This window comes from Ottowia sp. (assembly GCF_047975795.1).
Classification (GTDB): Bacteria; Pseudomonadota; Gammaproteobacteria; order Burkholderiales; family Burkholderiaceae_C; genus Ottowia.
The window spans coordinates 15,623-32,754 of the sequence record NZ_JBKEEE010000041.1 but is presented as its reverse complement, the minus strand read 5'-3'; the positions used below and the strand labels follow the sequence as shown (position 1 = coordinate 32,754).

The window sequence follows — 17,132 nt, the reverse complement described above, 5'->3', positions numbered from 1 at the left end:
TAATCACCCCTGATTTTCCGGGCCGTCGTCCGGTTTGGGCGGTGGCGCAGGTGTGCCGCCCACGGGCGCGTCGTCTGACGGCGGTAATTCGCCTTTGCGGCGGCCTGCAAACATGGTCCACCACACGATCAGCAGCAGCAGTATCAGCGCGCCCAGCGCTTCCAGCAGAATCAGCGTCATGCCACGAATTTTCCGCTTAATTTGCGCCGCAGCCATAGTGGCTGTGCTGGCCAGTTGTGCCAGTAAGCGCCCACCGTCGCCCGAGCCACCGACCCAGCCACCCGTGGTGGAAGTGCCGCTGCCACTGCCGGGCGATGCCAGCAGCGACCCTGCCGACCCAGCCCCCACAGGCCCTGCCATCCAGCGCGCACGCAGTCGCTGGGTGCCGGTGCGCTGGGCCGATTTGCCCGGCTTGGCGCAAGACGACACCACCGAAGCCTGGAACGCCTGGATCAAAAGCTGCGAACGCCCCGGCCCCACCTTTGCACCCTTGTGCAGCGAAGTGCGACGCCTGTCGCTGGCCAGCGCCGACGAGCAGCGCCACTGGCTGCGCACGCGCTTGCAGCCTTACCGCGTAGAGCCGCTCAATGGTGCGCCCACCGACGGCTTGCTGACCAGTTACTTCGAGCCGGTGTACGACGCCACGCGCCAGCAGCGCGCAGGCTTTGGCGTGCCGCTGTACCGCCCGCCCGCCACGCTGGCGCGGCGCAAGCCCTGGTACACCCGGCAAGAAATGGAGACTCTACCCGAAGCACGTGCCCAACTGGCGGGCAACGAACTGGCCTGGCTGGCCGACCCGGTGGACGCGATGATCTTGCAAATTCAGGGGTCAGGCCGCGTGCGCATCACCGAAGCCGACGGCAGCCAACGCACCGTGCGCCTGGCCTTTGCCGACACCAACAACCAGCCTTACCGCAGTCCTGGCAAGTGGCTGCTGAACCAGGGGGCCATCAGCGACGCCACCTGGCCCGGCATCAAGGAATGGCTGGCTGCCAATCCGCACCGGCTGCAAGACTTTTTGTGGAGCAACCCCCGTATGGTGTTCTTCAAAGAAGAGCCACTGCCCGCGCTGGACGCGCAATTTGGCCCACGCGGCGCGCAAGGTGTGCCGCTGACGCCGGGGCGCTCGATCGCCATCGACCCGCAAAGCATTCCCTACGGCACGCCGGTGTGGCTGTCGTCCAACGGCCCCATTGCCAACCTCAACCGCCTGGTGCTGGCCCAAGATACCGGCAGCGCCATCGTGGGTGCTGTGCGCGCTGACTACTTTGCAGGCTGGGGGCCTGAAGCGGGCGATTTTGCCGGGCGCATGAAGCAACCGCTCAAACTGTGGGTGCTGTGGCCCAAGTAAGCCAGCCCACGGGCAAGACGGGCAAGCGGCATCGCTTGGCGTGGCAGGTGTTGGGGGGCGTGGTGTTGAGTTCTGTGGCCGGTTGCGCGGGGGTGCACTACACCCCGGTGCTGGTCTATCACTGTCCGCAGCAATTGGATTTTGAAGCACGGCTTTATCAGGACATGGCGTTGCTGGAAGGTGCGCGTGGCCATGCTGTGCTGTCCCGCCAACCCCCTGCGCCCGGCGAGGCTGAACACAGCCCGCGCTACGCCGATGCCACGGTGCGCGCCGTTTTTGGCTTGGGGTTTGACCAACGCCTGGCCCGGCTGGACTATACCGACATCCCCGAGCCGGTGTACTGCCAACGCACCGTCGGCGATGCTGAGCAGCCCCTGCCGCCTGTGCGCGCCAGTTGGGAGCGTGGCCCCCGCCCGCCTGCGCCGTTCGACCCCAGTGCACCAGTTCAGACCAATGTGCGTACCGACCATGGGCCGGTGCGTGTGGGGCATTGAAAGCCAGCGGATGAAGAAAGCCTGAAGCCTTTTGGTCGTCGCGCAGACACAAGTTCGGTTGCGGTGCTTGACAAGGCAAGTGGCTTTGCGCATAATCGAGAGCTTCGCCCAAAATGGGTTGAAGAGAAAATTCTGCCCAATCGTCAAAGTGACCTCGTTTTTGGGGTGCTGGCGGCGGGCCCAAGACTGTTTCAGTTCGTGGTGTCGATGAGGCGCTTGAATTGAATGCAAGTTGGGAAACATTGAAATGATCCAGACTGAATCTCGACTCGAGGTGGCCGACAACACCGGTGCCAAGTCCGTCCAGTGCATCAAGGTGCTGGGGGGGTCCAAGCGCCGTTATGCCGGCGTTGGCGACATCATCAAGGTAAGCGTAAAAGAAGCTGCGCCGCGTGGCCGCGTCAAAAAAGGCGAGGTTTACAGCGCTGTGGTGGTGCGCACGGCCAAGGGCATTCGCCGTGGTGATGGCTCGCTCGTCAAGTTTGACGGCAATGCCGCCGTGCTGCTTAACAACAAGCTGGAGCCGATTGGCACCCGCATCTTCGGCCCGGTAACGCGTGAGTTGCGTACTGAGCGCTTCATGAAGATCGTGTCGCTGGCTCCGGAAGTTCTGTAAGGAAGGCGCGACATGAACAAGATTCGCAAAGGCGATGAGGTCATTGTGATTGCAGGGCGCGACAAGGGTCGTCGTGGCACGGTATCGCTGCGCTCCGACGCTGAGCGTTTGGTGGTCGATGGCATTAATTTGGTGAAAAAACACGCCAAGCCTAATCCGATGAAGGGTGTGGCGGGCGGCATCATCGAAAAGGCGATGCCGATTCATCAGTCCAACGTGGCGATTTACAACAAGGCGACGGGCAAAGCCGATCGCGTTGGCATTAAAACCCTGCAAGACGGCACACGTGTTCGCGTGTACAAGTCCAGCGGCGAAGAGATCAAGGCCTGAGGAACATCATGGCACGACTGCAACAACACTACCGCGAAAAAGTGGCACCCGAGCTGATCAAGAAGTTCGGCTACAAGTCGCCCATGGAGGTGCCGCGCATCACCAAGATCACGCTCAACATGGGTGTGAGCGAGGCCGTGGCGGACAAGAAAGTGATGGACAGCGCTGTGGCTGACTTGACCAAGATTGCGGGCCAGAAGCCTGTGGTGACCAAGGCCAAGCGTGCCATCGCTGGTTTCAAGATTCGCGAAGGTCAGGCCATCGGTACGATGGTTACCCTGCGCGGTGTGCGCATGTACGAATTTCTGGATCGCTTTGTCACCGTGGCGTTGCCGCGTGTGCGCGACTTCCGTGGTATTTCCGGGCGTGCGTTTGATGGTCGCGGCAATTACAACGTGGGTGTCAAAGAGCAGATCATTTTTCCTGAAATCGAGTACGACAAGGTAGACGCGTTGCGTGGGCTGAATATCAGTATTACCACCACGGCCAAAAACGACGAGGAAGCCAAGGCGCTTCTGTCGGCCTTCCGTTTTCCGTTCAAGAACTAAAGGGTGATCACGTGGCAAAAGTAGCTTTGATCGAACGCGAACTCAAGCGCGAAAAACTGGTCGCCAAGTACGCCAAGAAGCATGCGGAATTGAAGGCGATTGCTGGCGATGCCAAGCGCAGTGACGAAGAGCGCGCGCAAGCGCGCCTGGCGCTGCAAAAACTCCCGCGCAACGCCAACCCGACGCGCCAGCGTGCCCGCTGCGAAATGACGGGGCGTCCACGCGGCACTTTTCGTCAGTTTGGATTGGGACGCGCGAAGATTCGCGAATTGGCCTTTGAGGGCCAGATTCCCGGCGTCACCAAGGCCAGCTGGTAATCGGCAGGAGTAAAACAACATGAGCATGAGTGATCCCATTGCCGATCTGTTGACCCGCATCCGCAATGCGCAGATGGTCGCCAAGCAGACCGTGTCGGTGCCGTCTTCCAAGGTGAAGGTGGCCATCGCCCAAGTATTGAAGGACGAAGGTTATATCGATGGTTTTGAAGTCAAGACCGATGCGGGCAAGTCTGAGCTGGAGATTACCCTGAAATACTACGCGGGTCGCCCTGTGATTGAGCGCATTGAGCGTGTGAGTCGCCCTGGCCTGCGCGTTTATAAAGGACGCGACGCGATTCCTCAGGTTATGAATGGTCTGGGGGTTGCGATTGTGACGACGCCAAAGGGCGTAATGACGGACCGCAAAGCGCGCGCAACCGGTGTCGGTGGCGAAGTGCTGTGCTACGTGGCCTAAGGAGAAGCAATCATGTCACGTATCGCAAAAATGGGTGTCGCCGTACCTTCGGGCGTTGATGTGCAAATCAAGGAAGACCAGATCATGGTCAAAGGCAGTGGTGGCGAGCTGAAGCTGGCACCCAGTGCTCTGGTCAAGATCAGCTCGGACGCTGGCAAGTTGTCGTTTGCGCCAGCCGATGAGTCGCGCGAAGCCAATGCCATGAGCGGCACCATGCGCCAGCTGGTGAACAACATGGTGGTGGGAGTCAGTAAGGGCTTCGAGAAAAAGCTGACTTTGGTGGGTGTGGGTTTTCGCGCGCAAGCGCAAGGTGCCAAACTGAACCTGCAAGTGGGCTATTCACACCCGGTCAATATCGACATGCCCAAGGGCGTGACCGTGGCTACACCCACGCCGACCGAGATTGTGGTCAAAGGCGCTGACCGCCAGGTGGTGGGTCAGATTGCTGCTGAGATTCGCGATGTGCGCCCACCCGAGCCTTACAAGGGCAAAGGCATCCGTTATGCGGATGAGCGCGTCGTGATCAAGGAAACCAAGAAGAAATAAGGGCCTGCATCATGTTGACCAAAAAAGCGCAGCGTCTTCGTCGTGCACGCCAGACGCGTATTCGCATCGCCAACCAAGGCGTGGCACGTTTGATGGTGAATCGCACCAATCTGCATATCTATGCGTCGGTGATTTCCGACGATGGTGCCAAGGTTCTGGCCAGCGCCTCAACCGCCGAAGCCGAAATGCGCAAAGCGCTGGGTGCGGCGGGCAAGGGTGGCAATGTGGCGGCTGCCGAACAAATTGGCAAGCGCATTGCAGAGCGCGCCAAAGCTGCTGGCGTAGAAAAGGTGGCTTTCGACCGTGCGGGCTTCGCGTATCACGGTCGCGTCAAGGCTTTGGCCGACGCGGCGCGTGAAGCGGGTTTGCAGTTCTGATCGGTAGGACGAACAAGATGGCAAAGTTTCAGGCAAAAACGCAGGGCGACGGTCCCGAGGACGGTCTGCGCGAAAAAATGATTGCGGTCAACCGCGTGACCAAGGTGGTCAAGGGTGGCCGTATTCTCGGTTTTGCGGCGCTGACCGTGGTGGGCGATGGTGATGGCCGCGTGGGCATGGGTAAAGGCAAGTCGAAAGAAGTGCCTGCCGCTGTGCAAAAGGCCATGGAAGAAGCGCGCCGCAACATGATTCAGGTGTCGCTCAAGGATGGCACGATTCACCATGGTGTAACGGGCCATCACGGTGCCGCTACGGTAATGATGGCGCCTGCACCGCGTGGTACCGGCATTATTGCGGGTGGCCCGATGCGCGCGGTGTTCGAGGTGCTCGGTATTACCGACATCGTGGCCAAAAGTCATGGCACATCCAACCCCTACAACATGGTTCGCGCAACGCTGGATGCATTGAACAACTGCACCACACCCGCCGAAGTGGCGGCCAAGCGCGGCAAGTCGGTTGAAGAAATCTTCGCCGCCTGAACCGGAGTCAACACACATGACAACGCAACAAAAAACGGTCAAGGTTCAACTGGTTCGCAGCACGATTGGTTGCAAGCAGTCGCACCGCGACACCGTGCGCGGCTTGGGGTTGCGCAAATTAAACAGCGTGCGCGAATTGCAGGATACGCCTGCGGTACGCGGCATGGTTAATAAAGTCGACTATCTGGTCAAGATTGTCTGAGGGTTAGAGTCATGCAACTCAACAGTATTAAGCCAGCCGGTGGTGCCAAAAAAGCGCGTCGTCGCGTGGGCCGTGGTATCGGCTCTGGCCTGGGCAAGACCGCAGGCCGCGGTCATAAAGGCCAAAAATCGCGCGCAGGCGGCTACCACAAGGTGGGTTTTGAAGGCGGTCAAATGCCTTTGCAGCGCCGTTTGCCAAAGCGGGGCTTCAAGTCGGCATCGTTGAAATTCAATGCAGAAGTGACGTTGTCTGATCTGCAACGCCTCGGCGCAGCAGAGGTTGATCTGTTGGTGTTGAAAAAAGCAGGTTTGGTGCGCGAGATCGTTAAGGTCGTCAAAGTTATTAAATCGGGCGAACTGAATGCGGCGGTCAAGTTGACTGGCGTGGGGGCTACCGCAGGTGCTAAGGCGGCGATTGAGGCTGTCGGCGGCTCTTTGGCCTGATAGTTTTTCAAAAGACGGTTGAATCGTGGTTACCAGCGCAACGCAAATTGCAAAAACCGGCAAGTACGGCGACCTGCGTCGTCGGCTGGTTTTCTTGTTGCTCGCGCTGGTGGTCTACCGCATTGGTGCGCATATCCCCGTGCCGGGCATTAATCCCGACGAATTGCGCCGTTTGTTTGAAGGGCAGCAGGGCGGCATTCTGAATCTGTTCAATATGTTCTCGGGCGGTGCGCTGAGTCGTTTCACGGTGTTCGCGCTGGGTATCATGCCGTATATCTCTGCATCCATCGTGATGCAGCTGATGACTTATGTGGTGCCCACCTTTGAGCAGATGAAAAAAGAGGGCGAGGCTGGTCGTCGCAAGATCACGCAGTACACCCGCTATAGCACGCTCGGTTTGGCGCTGTTCCAGTCATTTGGTATTGCGGTGGCGTTGGAGGCTTCGCAGGGCTTAGTTATTACGCCGGGTTGGGGTTTTCGCATGACAGCGGTGATCAGTCTGACCGCAGGAACCATGTTTTTGATGTGGTTGGGCGAGCAGATTACCGAACGTGGACTGGGTAACGGTATTTCGATTCTGATTTTTGCCAGCATTGCCTCTGGCCTGCCGAATGCGGTAGGCGGCATGCTGGAGCTGGTGCGCACCGGTGGCATGAGCATCATCGTGGCCTTGGTCATCGTGGCGCTGGTGGCTGGCGTGACTTATTTTGTGGTCTTTGTCGAGCGTGGACAGCGCAAAATTCTGGTGAACTACGCACGTCGTCAGGTGGGCAACAAGGTGTATGGCGGACAGTCGTCGCACCTGCCGCTCAAGCTGAATATGGCCGGGGTGATTCCGCCGATCTTTGCCTCATCGATCATTTTGTTGCCTGCGACAGTGATTGGTTGGTTCAGCACGGGTGAATCCATGCGTTGGTTGAAAGACCTGTCGGACACTTTGCGCCCTGGTCAACCGATCTATGTAATGTTGTACGCGGCGCTGATTATTTTCTTCTGCTTTTTTTATACAGGACTGGTCTTCAATAGCCGTGAAACGTCAGATAACCTGAAGAAAAGCGGAGCATTTATTCCCGGAATTCGCCCTGGCGATCAAACCGCACGCTACATTGACAAAATTTTGATGCGCCTGACCCTGGTTGGCGCTATCTACATCACTTTGGTTTGCTTGCTGCCTGAGTTTTTGATTTTGAAGTACAACGTACCGTTCTATTTTGGTGGCACATCACTGCTGATTTTGGTGGTGGTCACGATGGACTTCATGGCGCAGGTTCAAAATTACATGATGAGTCAGCAGTACGAGTCATTGTTGAAAAAAGCCAATTTCAAGACCACATTGGGTGGCTAAAGCATAAAGAAGGTTTTAGGAGAGTGAAATGAGAGTTTCAGCTTCAGTTAAGAAGATTTGCCGCAACTGCAAGATCATTCGTCGCCACGGCATTGTGCGCGTGATCTGCACCGACCCGCGCCACAAGCAGCGCCAGGGTTGAGGTTGCGCTGGTCTGCACGCATAGTTCAGAGGACGAGAACAGATGGCACGTATTGCTGGTATCAACATTCCGCCACACAAGCACGCTGAAATCGGGCTGACGGCGATTTATGGCATTGGTCGCACCCGGGCGCGCAAGATTTGCGATGCCTGCGACATTCCTTATTCCAAAAAGATCAAGGATTTGACCGATTCCGATCAAGAAAAAATTCGTGACCAAATCGCCCAGTTGATCATCGAAGGCGACCTGCGCCGCGAAACCACGATGAATATCAAGCGTTTGATGGATATCGGCTGCTATCGAGGCTTCCGTCATCGTCGTGGCTTGCCCATGCGTGGTCAGCGCACACGCACCAATGCGCGTACCCGCAAAGGTCCACGCAAGGCGGCGCAATCGCTGAAGAAATAAGTCAAGGAACGCTAGAACATGGCCAAATCACCTGCCAGTAACGCCGCCCAGCGTGTGCGCAAAAAAGTCCGCAAGAACATTTCGGACGGCATTGCGCACGTGCATGCGTCGTTCAACAACACCATCATCACCATCACGGATCGTCAAGGTAATGCGCTGTCTTGGGCGTCATCGGGGGGTCAGGGTTTCAAGGGTTCGCGCAAGTCCACGCCATTTGCTGCTCAGGTGGCTTCTGAGGTAGCAGGCCGTGCAGCCATTGAACAAGGCATCAAGAACCTAGATGTAGAGATCAAAGGCCCAGGCCCAGGCCGCGAATCATCAGTGCGCGCCTTGGCGGCATTGGGTATTCGGATCACCTCGATTTCTGATGTGACGCCTGTACCTCATAACGGGTGCCGCCCGCAAAAACGCCGTCGTATCTGATGGTTTGTTCTGGGTTGTCAAAGAGTTGCGGCCCGGATTTTATTTGTAAGCCCACCGCCACGCATGTGCGCATGACGCGGCTCCCTCAGCAGCAAGGCTGGGGAAGATGAATTCAAAGGAAAGATAAGTGGCACGTTACCTCGGCCCCAAGGCCAAACTCTCTCGCCGCGAAGGCACTGACCTGTTTTTGAAGAGCGCACGCCGCTCCATCAGCGACAAGGCCAAATTTGACAGCAAGCCTGGCCAGCATGGCCGCACTTCAGGCCAGCGTACGTCGGATTATGGCTTGCAACTGCGCGAAAAGCAGAAGGTCAAGCGCATGTATGGCGTGTTGGAAAAGCAGTTCCGCCGTTACTTCCACGAAGCTGATCGCCGTCGTGGCAACACCGGTGCCAATCTGCTGTTTTTGCTGGAATCGCGCCTGGACAATGTGGTGTACCGCATGGGTTTTGGCTCCACCCGCGCCGAAGCACGTCAGTTGGTGTCGCACAAAGCGGTCACCGTGAACGGCCAGCCGGTCAACATTCCGTCGTACCTGATCAAGGTGGGCGACGTGGTGGCGGTGCGCGAAAAGTCGAAAAAGCAAATTCGCGTCCAGGAAGCCCTGCAACTGGCCGGGCAAGTGGGCTTTCCGGCCTGGGTTGAAGTCAGTGCTGACAAAGTGGAAGGCACCTTCAAGAAAGTGCCCGACCGTGACGAGTTTGGTGCCGACATTAACGAGTCGCTGATCGTCGAACTGTATTCGCGTTGATCGTTGATCTTCAGCGATCTTTTTGTTCCGACCCGCCCCGCAGGCGGGTTTGGTGCTTCACCAGCCTTACCGGTGTAACGAGCCGGGGGTATTGAGAGGAAGTCTAGGAAAAATGCAAACTCAACTGCTGAAACCCAAAGCCATTAATGTCGAGCCGCTGGGCCACAACAAGGCGGAAGTCACGCTGGAGCCGTTTGAGCGCGGCTACGGTCATACCCTGGGCAATGCCCTGCGTCGTGTGCTGCTGGCATCGATGGTGGGTTATGCGCCGACTGAAGTGACCATTGCCGGTGTGCTGCACGAGTACTCCAGCATTGATGGCGTGCAGGAAGACGTGGTCAATATTCTGCTCAACCTCAAAGGGGTGGTGTTCAAACTGCACAACCGCGATGAAGTCACGCTGAGCCTGCGCAAGGACGGTGAGGGCGTAGTCACCGCTGCAGACATTCAAACGCCGCACGACGTGGAGATCGTCAACCCTGAGCACATCATTGCCAACCTGTCGCACGGTGGCAAGCTGGATATGCAGATCAAGGTCGAAAAAGGCCGTGGTTATGTGCCGGGCACGCTGCGTCATTATGCCGACGAGCCTACCAAGTCGATTGGTCGCATCGTGCTGGATGCATCGTTCTCGCCCATCAAACGTGTTAGCTATGCGGTCGAAAACGCCCGCGTGGAGCAACGCACCGATCTGGACAAGCTGGTGATGGAGATCGAAACCAACGGGGCTATTTCGGCTGAAGATGCTGTGCGTGCCTCTGCCAAAATTTTGGTCGAGCAGTTGGCGGTGTTTGCGCAACTGGAAGGCGGCGAACTGGCCAGTGTGTTTGAGCAGTCTTCGCCGCGCAGTGCTGCCGCCAGTTTCGATCCGATCTTGCTGCGTCCCGTCGATGAGCTGGAGTTGACCGTGCGTTCGGCCAACTGCCTCAAAGCCGAGAACATTTATTACATCGGTGATTTGATTCAGCGCACCGAGAACGAGCTGCTCAAGACCCCCAACCTGGGCCGCAAGTCACTTAACGAGATCAAGGAAGTGTTGGCCTCACGCGGCTTGACGTTGGGTATGAAGCTGGAAAACTGGCCGCCAACGGGTTTGGATAAGCGCTGAATGCCATTGAACTCGTAGTAAAAAGCTATCGCCAAAATATACGTGCACGGGGCCGTACCTGATACGGCGGCTCTTTTAACAAGGCAAAGACTGAAAGGAAAAGCACCATGCGACACGGACACGGCCTGCGCAAACTCAACCGCACCAGCGCGCATCGCCAGGCGATGCTGCGCAACATGATGAATTCGCTGATCGCGCACGAAGCAATCAAAACCACCGTACCAAAGGCCAAAGAGCTGCGCCGTGTGGTCGAACCCATGATTACGCTGGCCAAAAACGACAGCGTGGCTAACCGCCGCCTGGCGTTTGCACGTTTGCGCGATGACAGCAGTGTGGTCAAGCTGTTCACCGAACTCGGCCCACGTTACAAAACGCGCCCGGGTGGCTACACGCGCATCCTGAAGATGGGTTTCCGTGTCGGCGACAACGCCCCTATGGCTTTTGTCGAACTGGTTGATCGCCCCGAAGTGGCGGATGATGATGACGCACAGGCTGACGCAGAATAAGTTATAATCTCTGGCTTACCGCGCGATGGAGCAGTCTGGTAGCTCGTTGGGCTCATAACCCAAAGGTCGGAGGTTCAAATCCTTCTCGCGCAACCAAAATTCAAAACGCCCGCTGCAATCACAGCGGGCGTTTTTTATTGGAGGGGCCGCAAGCTCAAGTTGCGTCACATCTGCTGTCCTCATGTTCAGTGATGGGCAGTCGCTGGCGTTGGCCAGTGTGCATCCAGCCGCAACAAAGGTATCGCGCTGTCCTAGAATGCCCCGGCACTTGCTGCCTACACGTATCCGCCAGCAGGGCACCATGCCAAGCACGCGATGTGCGGCCCATTACTCCATTGCATACTCATGAAACTGGCAACCTATTCAGACGGCTCGCGCGACGGGCAACTGGTGGTCGTCTCGCGCGATTTGAGCACCGCCCACTATGCCACGGGCATTGCCTACCGATTGCAACAGGCGCTCGATGACTGGAACTTCATGTCACCCCAGTTGCAAGACCTGTACGACGCCCTCAACCACGGCAAGGCGCGCCATGCCTTTGCTTTTGAGCCTGCGCAGTGTCTGGCACCGTTGCCACGCGCTTACCAAGCCTTGAGCGGCGCAGCCTACCCGAGCCATGTCGCGCTGTTGCGTGCAGCCAGCGGTGTCGAAGATGCTGAAGGCGACGCCAGCGAGCCACCCCTACACCAAAGCGCAAGCGACTTCCTGCTTGGTGCGTGCGCGCCGATCAGTGCATTGCTGCCAGATGGCTGGGGCATCGACTTCGAGGCACAACTGGCCGCCATTACCAGCGACGTGCCACGCGCCGCCACGCCCGAACAAGGGTTGGACGCGGTGCGCCTGCTGATGCTGGCCAACGGCATTCGCGGGCGTCAACGGGCGTTGGACGCCCTTTCAGGTGCCACCAATGCACGGCACAAAGAACCAGCCACCGCTTTCAGTCCTGTGGCGGTCACCCCCGACGAGCTGGGCAACGCCTGGCAAGAAGGCCGCGTGCATCTGGCGCTGCAAACCAGTTGCAATGGCCGCAAGATGGGCCTGGGTGATGCCGGTGCCGACATGCGCTGGGGCTTTGGTCAGCTTGTCGCCCACGCGGCTCGCACCCGGCGGCTGGGCGCAGGCAGCATTGTTTTAAGCGGTGTGGTCAGCCATTCCGGTGCGAACAAAGAAGGCGGTGGACGCGAATGGCCCAAGGGGCAGCACTGCATGGTTGAAAAGCGCGCAGTCGAAATTTTGACCGATGGCGCAGCGAAAACTGGTTACTTGCAAGCCGGCGATGCGGTGCGTATTGACATGAAAGGGTCAAACGGCCAGTCGATGTTTGGGGCCATTGAGCAACTGGTCGATGAGGTTGTCAGTCAATGACGCTTAAAAAACAGCGTTGATAACAGGTGCCATGCAGGCCAAACGCTGAAGGTCATGGTAGGCCATTTCAGAATGGATCCTTGGCTGTCAAAACCAGCGTGCCAGCAGCGGAATCAGCAGCGACGCCAGCAACACCTGCACGCCCAGCGCCAGACCAGCGTAGGCCCCGGCATCCGCATTGACTTGCAAGGCGCGCGCCGCCCCAATGCCGTGCGAGGCGGTGCCGATGGCAAAGCCGCGCGCCATCCAACCCGCGTGGTCGGTGTCGATGCCCACCAAGTTGAACAGGGCACGCCCTGACAGTGCACCCACCAGACCCGACAGTACCGCAAAAACCGCCGCCAGCGCAGGCACGCCGCCAATTTTTTCGGCCACGCCCATGGCCACCGGCGCTGTGACCGATTTGGGTGCCAGTGAGCGCAGCACATCGCCTGGCAAGCCCAGTATCCAGCCGATCAGCACGGCGGACAACGCCGCCGCCGCGCCGCCGATCAGCGCGGCCAGCAAAAAACGTCCCCATCCGCGTGCCAGCGTGGTGCGCCGCTCCCATAAAGGCAGCCCCAGCGCCACTACCGCAGGCCCCAGCAGAAAGTGGATGAACTGCGCGCCCGCAAAGTAGCTGGGATAGGGCACGCCTGTGATCAGCAAGGCCGCGCCCAAAAACAAAATCGACCACAGGACCGGATTGGCCCAAGGCGCGTGGCCTGCGCGCTGGTACAGCGCCATCGCCAGCAAATACACCACCAGCGTGGCCGTCAGGCCCACCAGCGGGGCGGACGACAAGTACACCCAAAGCTGCACGAAGTCAGGCATCGTCGACTTCCTCTTGCGTCGGGGCGTGGCGCATGGCCGCACGCAGCACCAGGGCGGTGACGGCCAGTCCGATCCAGGTGGACAGCACAATCACCAGCGCCAGCCGCAAACCGTAGTCGCGCAGCACGTCCAGGTGCGTGATGACGCCTACGCCCACGGGCACAAACAGCAGCGACAGGTGGCCCAGCAAAAAGCGCGCGACCTCGATCACTGGCGCGCGCACGGCGAGCCAGTTGAGTGCCGGGATCAGCAGCACCATGCCCACCACCGGGCCGGGAAATGGCAGTTGGAGCGCGCGTGCCAAGATTTCGCCCGCCAGTTGCAGCGCCAGCAGCCAGGCAAAACCTTGAAGTGGTTTCATGTCGGCCGCCGTGTGTCAGGATTTGGACGGACGCCGATAGCGAAACTTTCTCGTTATCGTGCCATCCGCCAGATGCTCGCGCAGCACCAGCGTGGTTTTGCTGGCCGAGACCACCTTCAACTCGGTCACCCAACGGGTGTCATAGTTGTGGGTAATCCGCAAGACACAGCCCTCGTACGCCCATTGGGCATCCATAAGGTCAGGCGCATCGTGCAGCCAGGAGCTGAAGAGCTTGCCTGCGGGGCCGTTTTCAATCGACATCACTTCAAATGGCGCGCCTTCTTTAGCGGTGGAGACCCAGTCGCCGAGCAAGCTGGCTTCCGTCTGCGGGCATGGTTGGGCAAAACTGCTAAAGGTAAGCAGGCTGAAAAACAGCCCGACAATAGCTTTCTTCATCAGGTGAACCTCATCAAAACCGTTCAATTTCGGGGTGCGGCAATTTTCCACCGCGCACCAGCATGCGGCCATATTCCACGCAGCGTTGCAGCGTGGGGATCACCTTGCCGGGGTTGAGTAACCCCTGCGGATCGAACGCGCGCTTGATGCCGAACATCTGCTCGTTTTCTTCGGCGCTGAATTGCACGCACATCGAGTTGAGTTTTTCTACCCCCACGCCGTGCTCGCCCGTCACGGTGCCGCCTAGGGCGACGCTGGTTTCCAGAATTTCGGCACCAAAGGCTTCAGCGCGGTGCAGTTGGTCGGCATCGTTGGCGTCGAACAAAACCAGCGGGTGCAAGTTGCCGTCACCGGCGTGGAACACGTTGCAGCAGCGCAGGTTGTACTTTTTCTCCATCTGCTGAATGGCGAGCAGCACGTCGGCCAAGCGCTTGCGCGGGATGGTGGAGTCCATGCACATGTAATCGGGGCTGATGCGGCCGCTGGCGGGGAAGGCGTTTTTGCGCCCGCTCCAAAAGCGCTGGCGCTCGGCCTCGTCGGCGCACACGCTGATGCGGGTGGCACCGCTGCTGTTGAGCACCGCCTCGATGCGGACGATCTCCTCGGCCACCTCCTCGGGTGTGCCGTCAGATTCGATCAGCAAGATGGCGGCGGCCTCCAGGTCGTAGCCCGCGTGCACATAGGCTTCAGCGGCGGCGGTCATGGGCTGATCCATCATCTCCATGCCGGCGGGGATGATGCCAGCGGCAATCACCGCCGCCACCGCCTCGCCCGCATCGCGCACGTCGGCAAAGCTGGCCATGACGGCGGTGGCCTGTTGCGGCCTGGGGATCAGCTTGACGGTGACTTCGGTCACCACAGCCAGCATGCCTTCGCTGCCCAGCATCAGCGCCAGCAAGTCGTAGCCAGGCGCGTCCAGCGTTGCGCCGCCAAACTCCACCGGCTCTCCCTCAGCGGTGAAGCCTTTCACGCCCAACACGTTGTGCACCGTCAGGCCGTATTTCAGACAGTGCACACCGCCAGAATTTTCGGCCACGTTGCCGCCAATGGTGCAGGCGATTTGGCTGCTGGGGTCGGGCGCGTAATACAGCCCGTGCGGCGCGGCGGCCTCGCTGATGGCCAGGTTGCGCACGCCCGATTGCACCACCGCCGTGCGCGCCAGCGGGTCCAGCTGGAGGATGCGGTTGAACTTGGCCAGCGACAAGGTCACGCCGCGCTCGTGCGGCATGGCACCGCCCGACAGGCCGGTGCCTGCGCCGCGTGCCACCACCGGTACGCCCAGGCGGTGGCAGGCTTGCAGCACCTGTTGCACCTGCGCATACGTGGCGGGCAAAGCCACGGCCAGCGGACGCTGGCGGTAAGCCGTCAGGCCGTCGCATTCATAAGGCGTGGTTTGTTCGTCTGTCCATAGCAAATTTTCCGGTGCCAAAATGGACTTTAGTGCTTGTACCACCTGAGATTGCAGCTCTTTTTTTGGAAGCAAATCGTCGGTAGGGGCAGACTGTGTGTCAACGGCAGCAGACATGTGCGGTAGTTCCTGAGATGCAGGCTTCGACTATAGGGCAGCGTCGGTTTGTCACAGCGGTACCTCACGTCATCCCCACAATCAGCACAGTTTGAAACTTTATTGCACATTCACACCATGCTTTTGGCTTTTCGCCGCGTTCCTGCCTTGCACCTTCGTCACGCCCTGGTTCCCAGCTTGCTTTGGGCCAGCACCTTGGCTTGGGCGCAGCCACCTGCTGCAATGACTTTGGTGCGCCCAGGCGAGCCTTTGCCCGCCCGCATGGTGCTGTGCCAGCGCGAAGTGAGCGACCAGTCCGGGCAGCGTAAAAAGCTGCTGCGTGCTTGCCTGGTGCGTCGCTTGAACGGCGAGCGTGTAGTTGAGCGCCAATGCCGCCGCCAGACCAGCAGCGTCAAGGGTCTGACGGCTCGCCATCAGGCACGGCGTGATTGTGAGCAGCTGGCCCTGGCCGTGCCTTCAACCCAATTGCCTGACCGATAAGCCGGGACGGTGGTCCATGTCTGAGGGCGGGTGCTTTCCTGGTATTTGGCCTGTTGTCCACAAAAAAGCCCGCTGATTCAGCGGGCTTTTTGACGCGGCAGCATGGCCGCATTCGCCGGGCCTGAGGTTCTCTCAGGCGGCGCTGAGCCAGTATCCGGCGTTGAAAGGGCTGCTCATGCGCAGCGCCAGTGGGGAAATGTCCACCAGCTTGTCGGTGGGCATTTTTTCGCCTTCTTCGGCAGCCACATCGGTAATGATGGCATCGCCCTCAGCCTGAATCGCCCGTTCTGCTTGGCCAGCTTGTGCAGAACGGGCTACAGAAAAGAATAGAAACACCTGAACGGTATCTTTCGATCCGACCAGTAATCTGCCGCGTCGCGGAAGATGTCGATCAACTGCTCACGCGCTTCCTTGTCGAACTTGGCGTTGGCGGGAATCTGTTCCAGCACGACGATAAAGCCCGGCTGTGGCCCGCTTTTGTGCAGCGGATCGGTCATGCAGTCGTACAGCGCGTCAAAGTTCTTGCCAAAGTGCGCCGGGAAGGTGAACTGCGCGGCAATCTGCTCCAGCACATCCTGCTTGGTTTGCGCGAGGGCCAAGTTGGCGTACAGAAAATGCTGCCCCAGATACGAGGCAGCGGCCTGTAGCTCATGCACATGAAAGGCGCGAATGGCTTGAACGATGTTGGTGCGCACGCCTTTGAGCGGTGCGTCTGGGGGGGGACGAAGTGGCTGGTCCATCGCCGCTGCTTTCTCAGTAGTCAATAACTCGTTGGGCACAGTCTCTAGAGGGCTGGCCGCTTGAAATGGTTCAAAGGCTTTCATTGAACGATCCTTTTGAAGCTCGCATAGTGGTCGCTGGTGTACCAGCAGTTTTCAGGCGCTGCGGGGCGAAGTCCTCCGCACACGATGCGCCGTGCTCCGCGGTCGCGCTTTCCAGGAGTCTTGACGGTGTATTCGCGGTAGTAGCCGCGCCGCTCACGCGGCAGCAGGCGTTCGCGGTTGCCAAACACCGAACCGTCCTTGCTGTAGGGGAAAGGCCCGCCTTGCAGAATCAGCGCATGGGTGCGCCGTCCCTGGGGGGGCAGATCCGCCAACGCCATGGTGGCTGGTGCTCCGCCCTCCAGCGGCCCGCGTGCATAAGCTGCGCCCATATCAGGCCCAGCCAACACCAGCAACGATGCCGCCAAGAGCGACCTGGCAGCCAACGATGCCACTGTTCGCAACATGAAATCACCTTCAGGAAAACTCCGGGAAAGCCCGAAAATTCCAAGCCGCTAGTGTGACGCAACGGCCCTTAAAAAGCAAGTGATTGCCTAAATAACAGGCAGC

General features: G+C 59.1%; 29 protein-coding genes and 1 tRNA gene. 22 read left to right on the top strand and 8 right to left on the bottom strand.

Features of this window, described 5'->3' with window-relative positions; genetic code table 11:
• Positions 1 to 3: 3 nt before the first annotated feature.
• Positions 4 to 180 (bottom strand): hypothetical protein, encoded by a 177-nt coding sequence (locus tag ACK5NW_RS06365; protein ID WP_416926199.1) that lies wholly within the window; start codon positions 178 to 180, stop codon positions 4 to 6.
• On the opposite strand from ACK5NW_RS06365, the gene ACK5NW_RS06360 reads away from it, so the two are divergent.
• The 21 genes from ACK5NW_RS06360 (at position 113) to ACK5NW_RS06260 (ending at position 12,226) form a co-directional block, all read left to right on the top strand.
• Positions 113 to 1,351 carry a murein transglycosylase A gene (locus ACK5NW_RS06360; protein ID WP_416926197.1) on the top strand — a complete coding sequence of 413 codons (1,239 nt, stop codon included), beginning with the start codon at positions 113 to 115 and terminating at the stop codon, positions 1,349 to 1,351. The genes ACK5NW_RS06365 and ACK5NW_RS06360 overlap by 68 nt on opposite strands.
• Positions 1,339 to 1,845, top strand: coding sequence for a hypothetical protein (locus ACK5NW_RS06355; RefSeq protein ID WP_416926195.1), 507 nt, complete (start codon positions 1,339 to 1,341; stop codon positions 1,843 to 1,845). The genes ACK5NW_RS06360 and ACK5NW_RS06355 overlap by 13 nt, the downstream gene beginning before the upstream one ends.
• Before the next feature lie 247 nt (positions 1,846 to 2,092).
• A complete protein-coding gene (gene rplN, locus ACK5NW_RS06350; protein WP_416926193.1) occupies positions 2,093 to 2,461 on the top strand; it encodes a 50S ribosomal protein L14 in 369 nt (122 codons plus the stop codon).
• Between the two features lie 12 nt (positions 2,462 to 2,473).
• On the top strand, positions 2,474 to 2,791 hold the full coding sequence (gene rplX / locus ACK5NW_RS06345) for a 50S ribosomal protein L24 (protein WP_416926191.1): 318 nt from the start codon (positions 2,474 to 2,476) through the stop codon (positions 2,789 to 2,791).
• An 8-nt stretch (positions 2,792 to 2,799) separates the two neighbouring features.
• A complete protein-coding gene (gene rplE, locus ACK5NW_RS06340) occupies positions 2,800 to 3,339 on the top strand; it encodes a 50S ribosomal protein L5 (RefSeq protein WP_416926189.1) in 540 nt (179 codons plus the stop codon).
• 11 nt (positions 3,340 to 3,350) lie between these two features.
• Entirely contained in the window at positions 3,351 to 3,656 is a 306-nt protein-coding gene (rpsN, locus tag ACK5NW_RS06335; protein ID WP_416926187.1) for a 30S ribosomal protein S14, read from the top strand.
• Positions 3,657 to 3,675: 19 nt separating this feature from the next.
• Positions 3,676 to 4,071 carry a 30S ribosomal protein S8 gene (gene rpsH, locus ACK5NW_RS06330; protein WP_416926185.1) on the top strand — a complete coding sequence of 132 codons (396 nt, stop codon included), beginning with the start codon at positions 3,676 to 3,678 and terminating at the stop codon, positions 4,069 to 4,071.
• 12 nt (positions 4,072 to 4,083) lie between these two features.
• On the top strand, positions 4,084 to 4,617 hold the full coding sequence (gene rplF, locus ACK5NW_RS06325; protein ID WP_416926183.1) for a 50S ribosomal protein L6: 534 nt from the start codon (positions 4,084 to 4,086) through the stop codon (positions 4,615 to 4,617).
• Positions 4,618 to 4,628: 11 nt separating this feature from the next.
• Complete coding sequence (gene rplR, locus ACK5NW_RS06320; RefSeq protein ID WP_416926181.1) at positions 4,629 to 4,994, top strand: 50S ribosomal protein L18; 366 nt, start codon at positions 4,629 to 4,631, stop codon at positions 4,992 to 4,994.
• 17 nt (positions 4,995 to 5,011) lie between these two features.
• Positions 5,012 to 5,533 carry a 30S ribosomal protein S5 gene (rpsE, locus tag ACK5NW_RS06315; protein ID WP_416926179.1) on the top strand — a complete coding sequence of 174 codons (522 nt, stop codon included), beginning with the start codon at positions 5,012 to 5,014 and terminating at the stop codon, positions 5,531 to 5,533.
• Positions 5,534 to 5,549: 16 nt separating this feature from the next.
• Complete coding sequence (rpmD, locus tag ACK5NW_RS06310) at positions 5,550 to 5,735, top strand: 50S ribosomal protein L30 (protein ID WP_416926177.1); 186 nt, start codon at positions 5,550 to 5,552, stop codon at positions 5,733 to 5,735.
• Between the two features lie 11 nt (positions 5,736 to 5,746).
• Entirely contained in the window at positions 5,747 to 6,178 is a 432-nt protein-coding gene (rplO, locus tag ACK5NW_RS06305; protein WP_416926175.1) for a 50S ribosomal protein L15, read from the top strand.
• A gap of 25 nt (positions 6,179 to 6,203) precedes the next feature.
• Entirely contained in the window at positions 6,204 to 7,523 is a 1,320-nt protein-coding gene (gene secY, locus ACK5NW_RS06300; protein WP_416926173.1) for a preprotein translocase subunit SecY, read from the top strand.
• Between the two features lie 28 nt (positions 7,524 to 7,551).
• The gene (gene rpmJ / locus ACK5NW_RS06295) at positions 7,552 to 7,665 is read left to right on the top strand and encodes a 50S ribosomal protein L36 (RefSeq protein ID WP_416926171.1); all 114 of its coding nucleotides are present in this window, start codon (positions 7,552 to 7,554) and stop codon (positions 7,663 to 7,665) included.
• A gap of 42 nt (positions 7,666 to 7,707) precedes the next feature.
• Positions 7,708 to 8,073 (top strand): 30S ribosomal protein S13, encoded by a 366-nt coding sequence (gene rpsM, locus ACK5NW_RS06290; protein WP_416926169.1) that lies wholly within the window; start codon positions 7,708 to 7,710, stop codon positions 8,071 to 8,073.
• An 18-nt stretch (positions 8,074 to 8,091) separates the two neighbouring features.
• Positions 8,092 to 8,496: a 30S ribosomal protein S11 gene (gene rpsK / locus ACK5NW_RS06285; RefSeq protein WP_416926167.1), complete on the top strand. Its 405-nt coding sequence runs from the start codon at positions 8,092 to 8,094 to the stop codon at positions 8,494 to 8,496.
• A 127-nt stretch (positions 8,497 to 8,623) separates the two neighbouring features.
• On the top strand, positions 8,624 to 9,247 hold the full coding sequence (gene rpsD / locus ACK5NW_RS06280; RefSeq protein WP_416926165.1) for a 30S ribosomal protein S4: 624 nt from the start codon (positions 8,624 to 8,626) through the stop codon (positions 9,245 to 9,247).
• A gap of 112 nt (positions 9,248 to 9,359) precedes the next feature.
• The gene (locus tag ACK5NW_RS06275) at positions 9,360 to 10,355 is read left to right on the top strand and encodes a DNA-directed RNA polymerase subunit alpha (protein WP_416926163.1); all 996 of its coding nucleotides are present in this window, start codon (positions 9,360 to 9,362) and stop codon (positions 10,353 to 10,355) included.
• A 107-nt stretch (positions 10,356 to 10,462) separates the two neighbouring features.
• A complete protein-coding gene (gene rplQ / locus ACK5NW_RS06270; protein ID WP_416926161.1) occupies positions 10,463 to 10,861 on the top strand; it encodes a 50S ribosomal protein L17 in 399 nt (132 codons plus the stop codon).
• 19 nt (positions 10,862 to 10,880) lie between these two features.
• Positions 10,881 to 10,957, top strand: a tRNA-Met gene (locus ACK5NW_RS06265).
• Between the two features lie 249 nt (positions 10,958 to 11,206).
• Positions 11,207 to 12,226 carry a fumarylacetoacetate hydrolase family protein gene (locus tag ACK5NW_RS06260; protein WP_416926159.1) on the top strand — a complete coding sequence of 340 codons (1,020 nt, stop codon included), beginning with the start codon at positions 11,207 to 11,209 and terminating at the stop codon, positions 12,224 to 12,226.
• A gap of 87 nt (positions 12,227 to 12,313) precedes the next feature.
• Here the strand turns inward: ACK5NW_RS06260 and ACK5NW_RS06255 are convergent, their stop codons facing one another.
• Genes ACK5NW_RS06255 through ACK5NW_RS06240 form a run of 4 tightly spaced genes read right to left on the bottom strand, consistent with a single transcriptional unit; the run spans position 12,314 to position 15,321 of the window.
• On the bottom strand, positions 12,314 to 13,039 hold the full coding sequence (locus ACK5NW_RS06255; RefSeq protein ID WP_416926157.1) for an LrgB family protein: 726 nt from the start codon (positions 13,037 to 13,039) through the stop codon (positions 12,314 to 12,316).
• Positions 13,032 to 13,400, bottom strand: coding sequence for a CidA/LrgA family protein (locus ACK5NW_RS06250; protein WP_416926155.1), 369 nt, complete (start codon positions 13,398 to 13,400; stop codon positions 13,032 to 13,034). The genes ACK5NW_RS06255 and ACK5NW_RS06250 overlap by 8 nt, the downstream gene beginning before the upstream one ends.
• A gap of 15 nt (positions 13,401 to 13,415) precedes the next feature.
• Entirely contained in the window at positions 13,416 to 13,796 is a 381-nt protein-coding gene (locus ACK5NW_RS06245; protein WP_416926153.1) for a hypothetical protein, read from the bottom strand.
• 13 nt (positions 13,797 to 13,809) lie between these two features.
• Positions 13,810 to 15,321 (bottom strand): FAD-linked oxidase C-terminal domain-containing protein, encoded by a 1,512-nt coding sequence (locus ACK5NW_RS06240; protein WP_416926151.1) that lies wholly within the window; start codon positions 15,319 to 15,321, stop codon positions 13,810 to 13,812.
• A gap of 222 nt (positions 15,322 to 15,543) precedes the next feature.
• On the opposite strand from ACK5NW_RS06240, the gene ACK5NW_RS06235 reads away from it, so the two are divergent.
• Entirely contained in the window at positions 15,544 to 15,801 is a 258-nt protein-coding gene (locus ACK5NW_RS06235; protein WP_416926149.1) for a hypothetical protein, read from the top strand.
• Between the two features lie 132 nt (positions 15,802 to 15,933).
• On the opposite strand, the gene ACK5NW_RS06230 is transcribed toward ACK5NW_RS06235, so the two are convergent.
• From ACK5NW_RS06230 to ACK5NW_RS06220, 3 genes are all read right to left on the bottom strand, one after another.
• Positions 15,934 to 16,137, bottom strand: coding sequence for a hypothetical protein (locus ACK5NW_RS06230; RefSeq protein ID WP_416926147.1), 204 nt, complete (start codon positions 16,135 to 16,137; stop codon positions 15,934 to 15,936).
• Positions 16,116 to 16,541, bottom strand: coding sequence for a barstar family protein (locus ACK5NW_RS06225; RefSeq protein ID WP_416926145.1), 426 nt, complete (start codon positions 16,539 to 16,541; stop codon positions 16,116 to 16,118). Before ACK5NW_RS06225 ends, ACK5NW_RS06230 begins: the two co-directional genes overlap by 22 nt.
• An 80-nt stretch (positions 16,542 to 16,621) precedes the next feature.
• Positions 16,622 to 17,029, bottom strand: a complete 408-nt coding sequence (locus tag ACK5NW_RS06220; RefSeq protein ID WP_416926143.1) for a ribonuclease domain-containing protein — start codon at positions 17,027 to 17,029, stop codon at positions 16,622 to 16,624.
• Positions 17,030 to 17,132: the final 103 nt, after the last annotated feature.

Excerpts from the sequence above, each read along its gene's own strand:
- ACK5NW_RS06360 (WP_416926197.1), top strand. The coding sequence starts at position 113 with ATGGTCCACCACACGATCAGCAGCAGCAGTATCAGCGCGCCCAGCGCT.
- ACK5NW_RS06365 (WP_416926199.1), bottom strand. The coding sequence starts at position 180 with ATGACGCTGATTCTGCTGGAAGCGCTGGGCGCGCTGATACTGCTGCTG.
- rplN (WP_416926193.1), top strand. The coding sequence starts at position 2,093 with ATGATCCAGACTGAATCTCGACTCGAGGTGGCCGACAACACCGGTGCC.
- rplX (WP_416926191.1), top strand. The coding sequence starts at position 2,474 with ATGAACAAGATTCGCAAAGGCGATGAGGTCATTGTGATTGCAGGGCGC.
- rplE (WP_416926189.1), top strand. The coding sequence starts at position 2,800 with ATGGCACGACTGCAACAACACTACCGCGAAAAAGTGGCACCCGAGCTG.
- rpsH (WP_416926185.1), top strand. The coding sequence starts at position 3,676 with ATGAGCATGAGTGATCCCATTGCCGATCTGTTGACCCGCATCCGCAAT.
- rplF (WP_416926183.1), top strand. The coding sequence starts at position 4,084 with ATGTCACGTATCGCAAAAATGGGTGTCGCCGTACCTTCGGGCGTTGAT.
- rplR (WP_416926181.1), top strand. The coding sequence starts at position 4,629 with ATGTTGACCAAAAAAGCGCAGCGTCTTCGTCGTGCACGCCAGACGCGT.
- rpsE (WP_416926179.1), top strand. The coding sequence starts at position 5,012 with ATGGCAAAGTTTCAGGCAAAAACGCAGGGCGACGGTCCCGAGGACGGT.
- rpmD (WP_416926177.1), top strand. The coding sequence starts at position 5,550 with ATGACAACGCAACAAAAAACGGTCAAGGTTCAACTGGTTCGCAGCACG.
- rplO (WP_416926175.1), top strand. The coding sequence starts at position 5,747 with ATGCAACTCAACAGTATTAAGCCAGCCGGTGGTGCCAAAAAAGCGCGT.
- rpmJ (WP_416926171.1), top strand. The coding sequence starts at position 7,552 with ATGAGAGTTTCAGCTTCAGTTAAGAAGATTTGCCGCAACTGCAAGATC.
- rpsM (WP_416926169.1), top strand. The coding sequence starts at position 7,708 with ATGGCACGTATTGCTGGTATCAACATTCCGCCACACAAGCACGCTGAA.
- rpsK (WP_416926167.1), top strand. The coding sequence starts at position 8,092 with ATGGCCAAATCACCTGCCAGTAACGCCGCCCAGCGTGTGCGCAAAAAA.
- ACK5NW_RS06275 (WP_416926163.1), top strand. The coding sequence starts at position 9,360 with ATGCAAACTCAACTGCTGAAACCCAAAGCCATTAATGTCGAGCCGCTG.
- rplQ (WP_416926161.1), top strand. The coding sequence starts at position 10,463 with ATGCGACACGGACACGGCCTGCGCAAACTCAACCGCACCAGCGCGCAT.
- ACK5NW_RS06260 (WP_416926159.1), top strand. The coding sequence starts at position 11,207 with ATGAAACTGGCAACCTATTCAGACGGCTCGCGCGACGGGCAACTGGTG.
- ACK5NW_RS06255 (WP_416926157.1), bottom strand. The coding sequence starts at position 13,039 with ATGCCTGACTTCGTGCAGCTTTGGGTGTACTTGTCGTCCGCCCCGCTG.
- ACK5NW_RS06250 (WP_416926155.1), bottom strand. The coding sequence starts at position 13,400 with ATGAAACCACTTCAAGGTTTTGCCTGGCTGCTGGCGCTGCAACTGGCG.
- ACK5NW_RS06245 (WP_416926153.1), bottom strand. The coding sequence starts at position 13,796 with ATGAAGAAAGCTATTGTCGGGCTGTTTTTCAGCCTGCTTACCTTTAGC.
- ACK5NW_RS06240 (WP_416926151.1), bottom strand. The coding sequence starts at position 15,321 with ATGTCTGCTGCCGTTGACACACAGTCTGCCCCTACCGACGATTTGCTT.
- ACK5NW_RS06235 (WP_416926149.1), top strand. The coding sequence starts at position 15,544 with ATGACTTTGGTGCGCCCAGGCGAGCCTTTGCCCGCCCGCATGGTGCTG.
- ACK5NW_RS06225 (WP_416926145.1), bottom strand. The coding sequence starts at position 16,541 with ATGGACCAGCCACTTCGTCCCCCCCCAGACGCACCGCTCAAAGGCGTG.
- ACK5NW_RS06220 (WP_416926143.1), bottom strand. The coding sequence starts at position 17,029 with ATGTTGCGAACAGTGGCATCGTTGGCTGCCAGGTCGCTCTTGGCGGCA.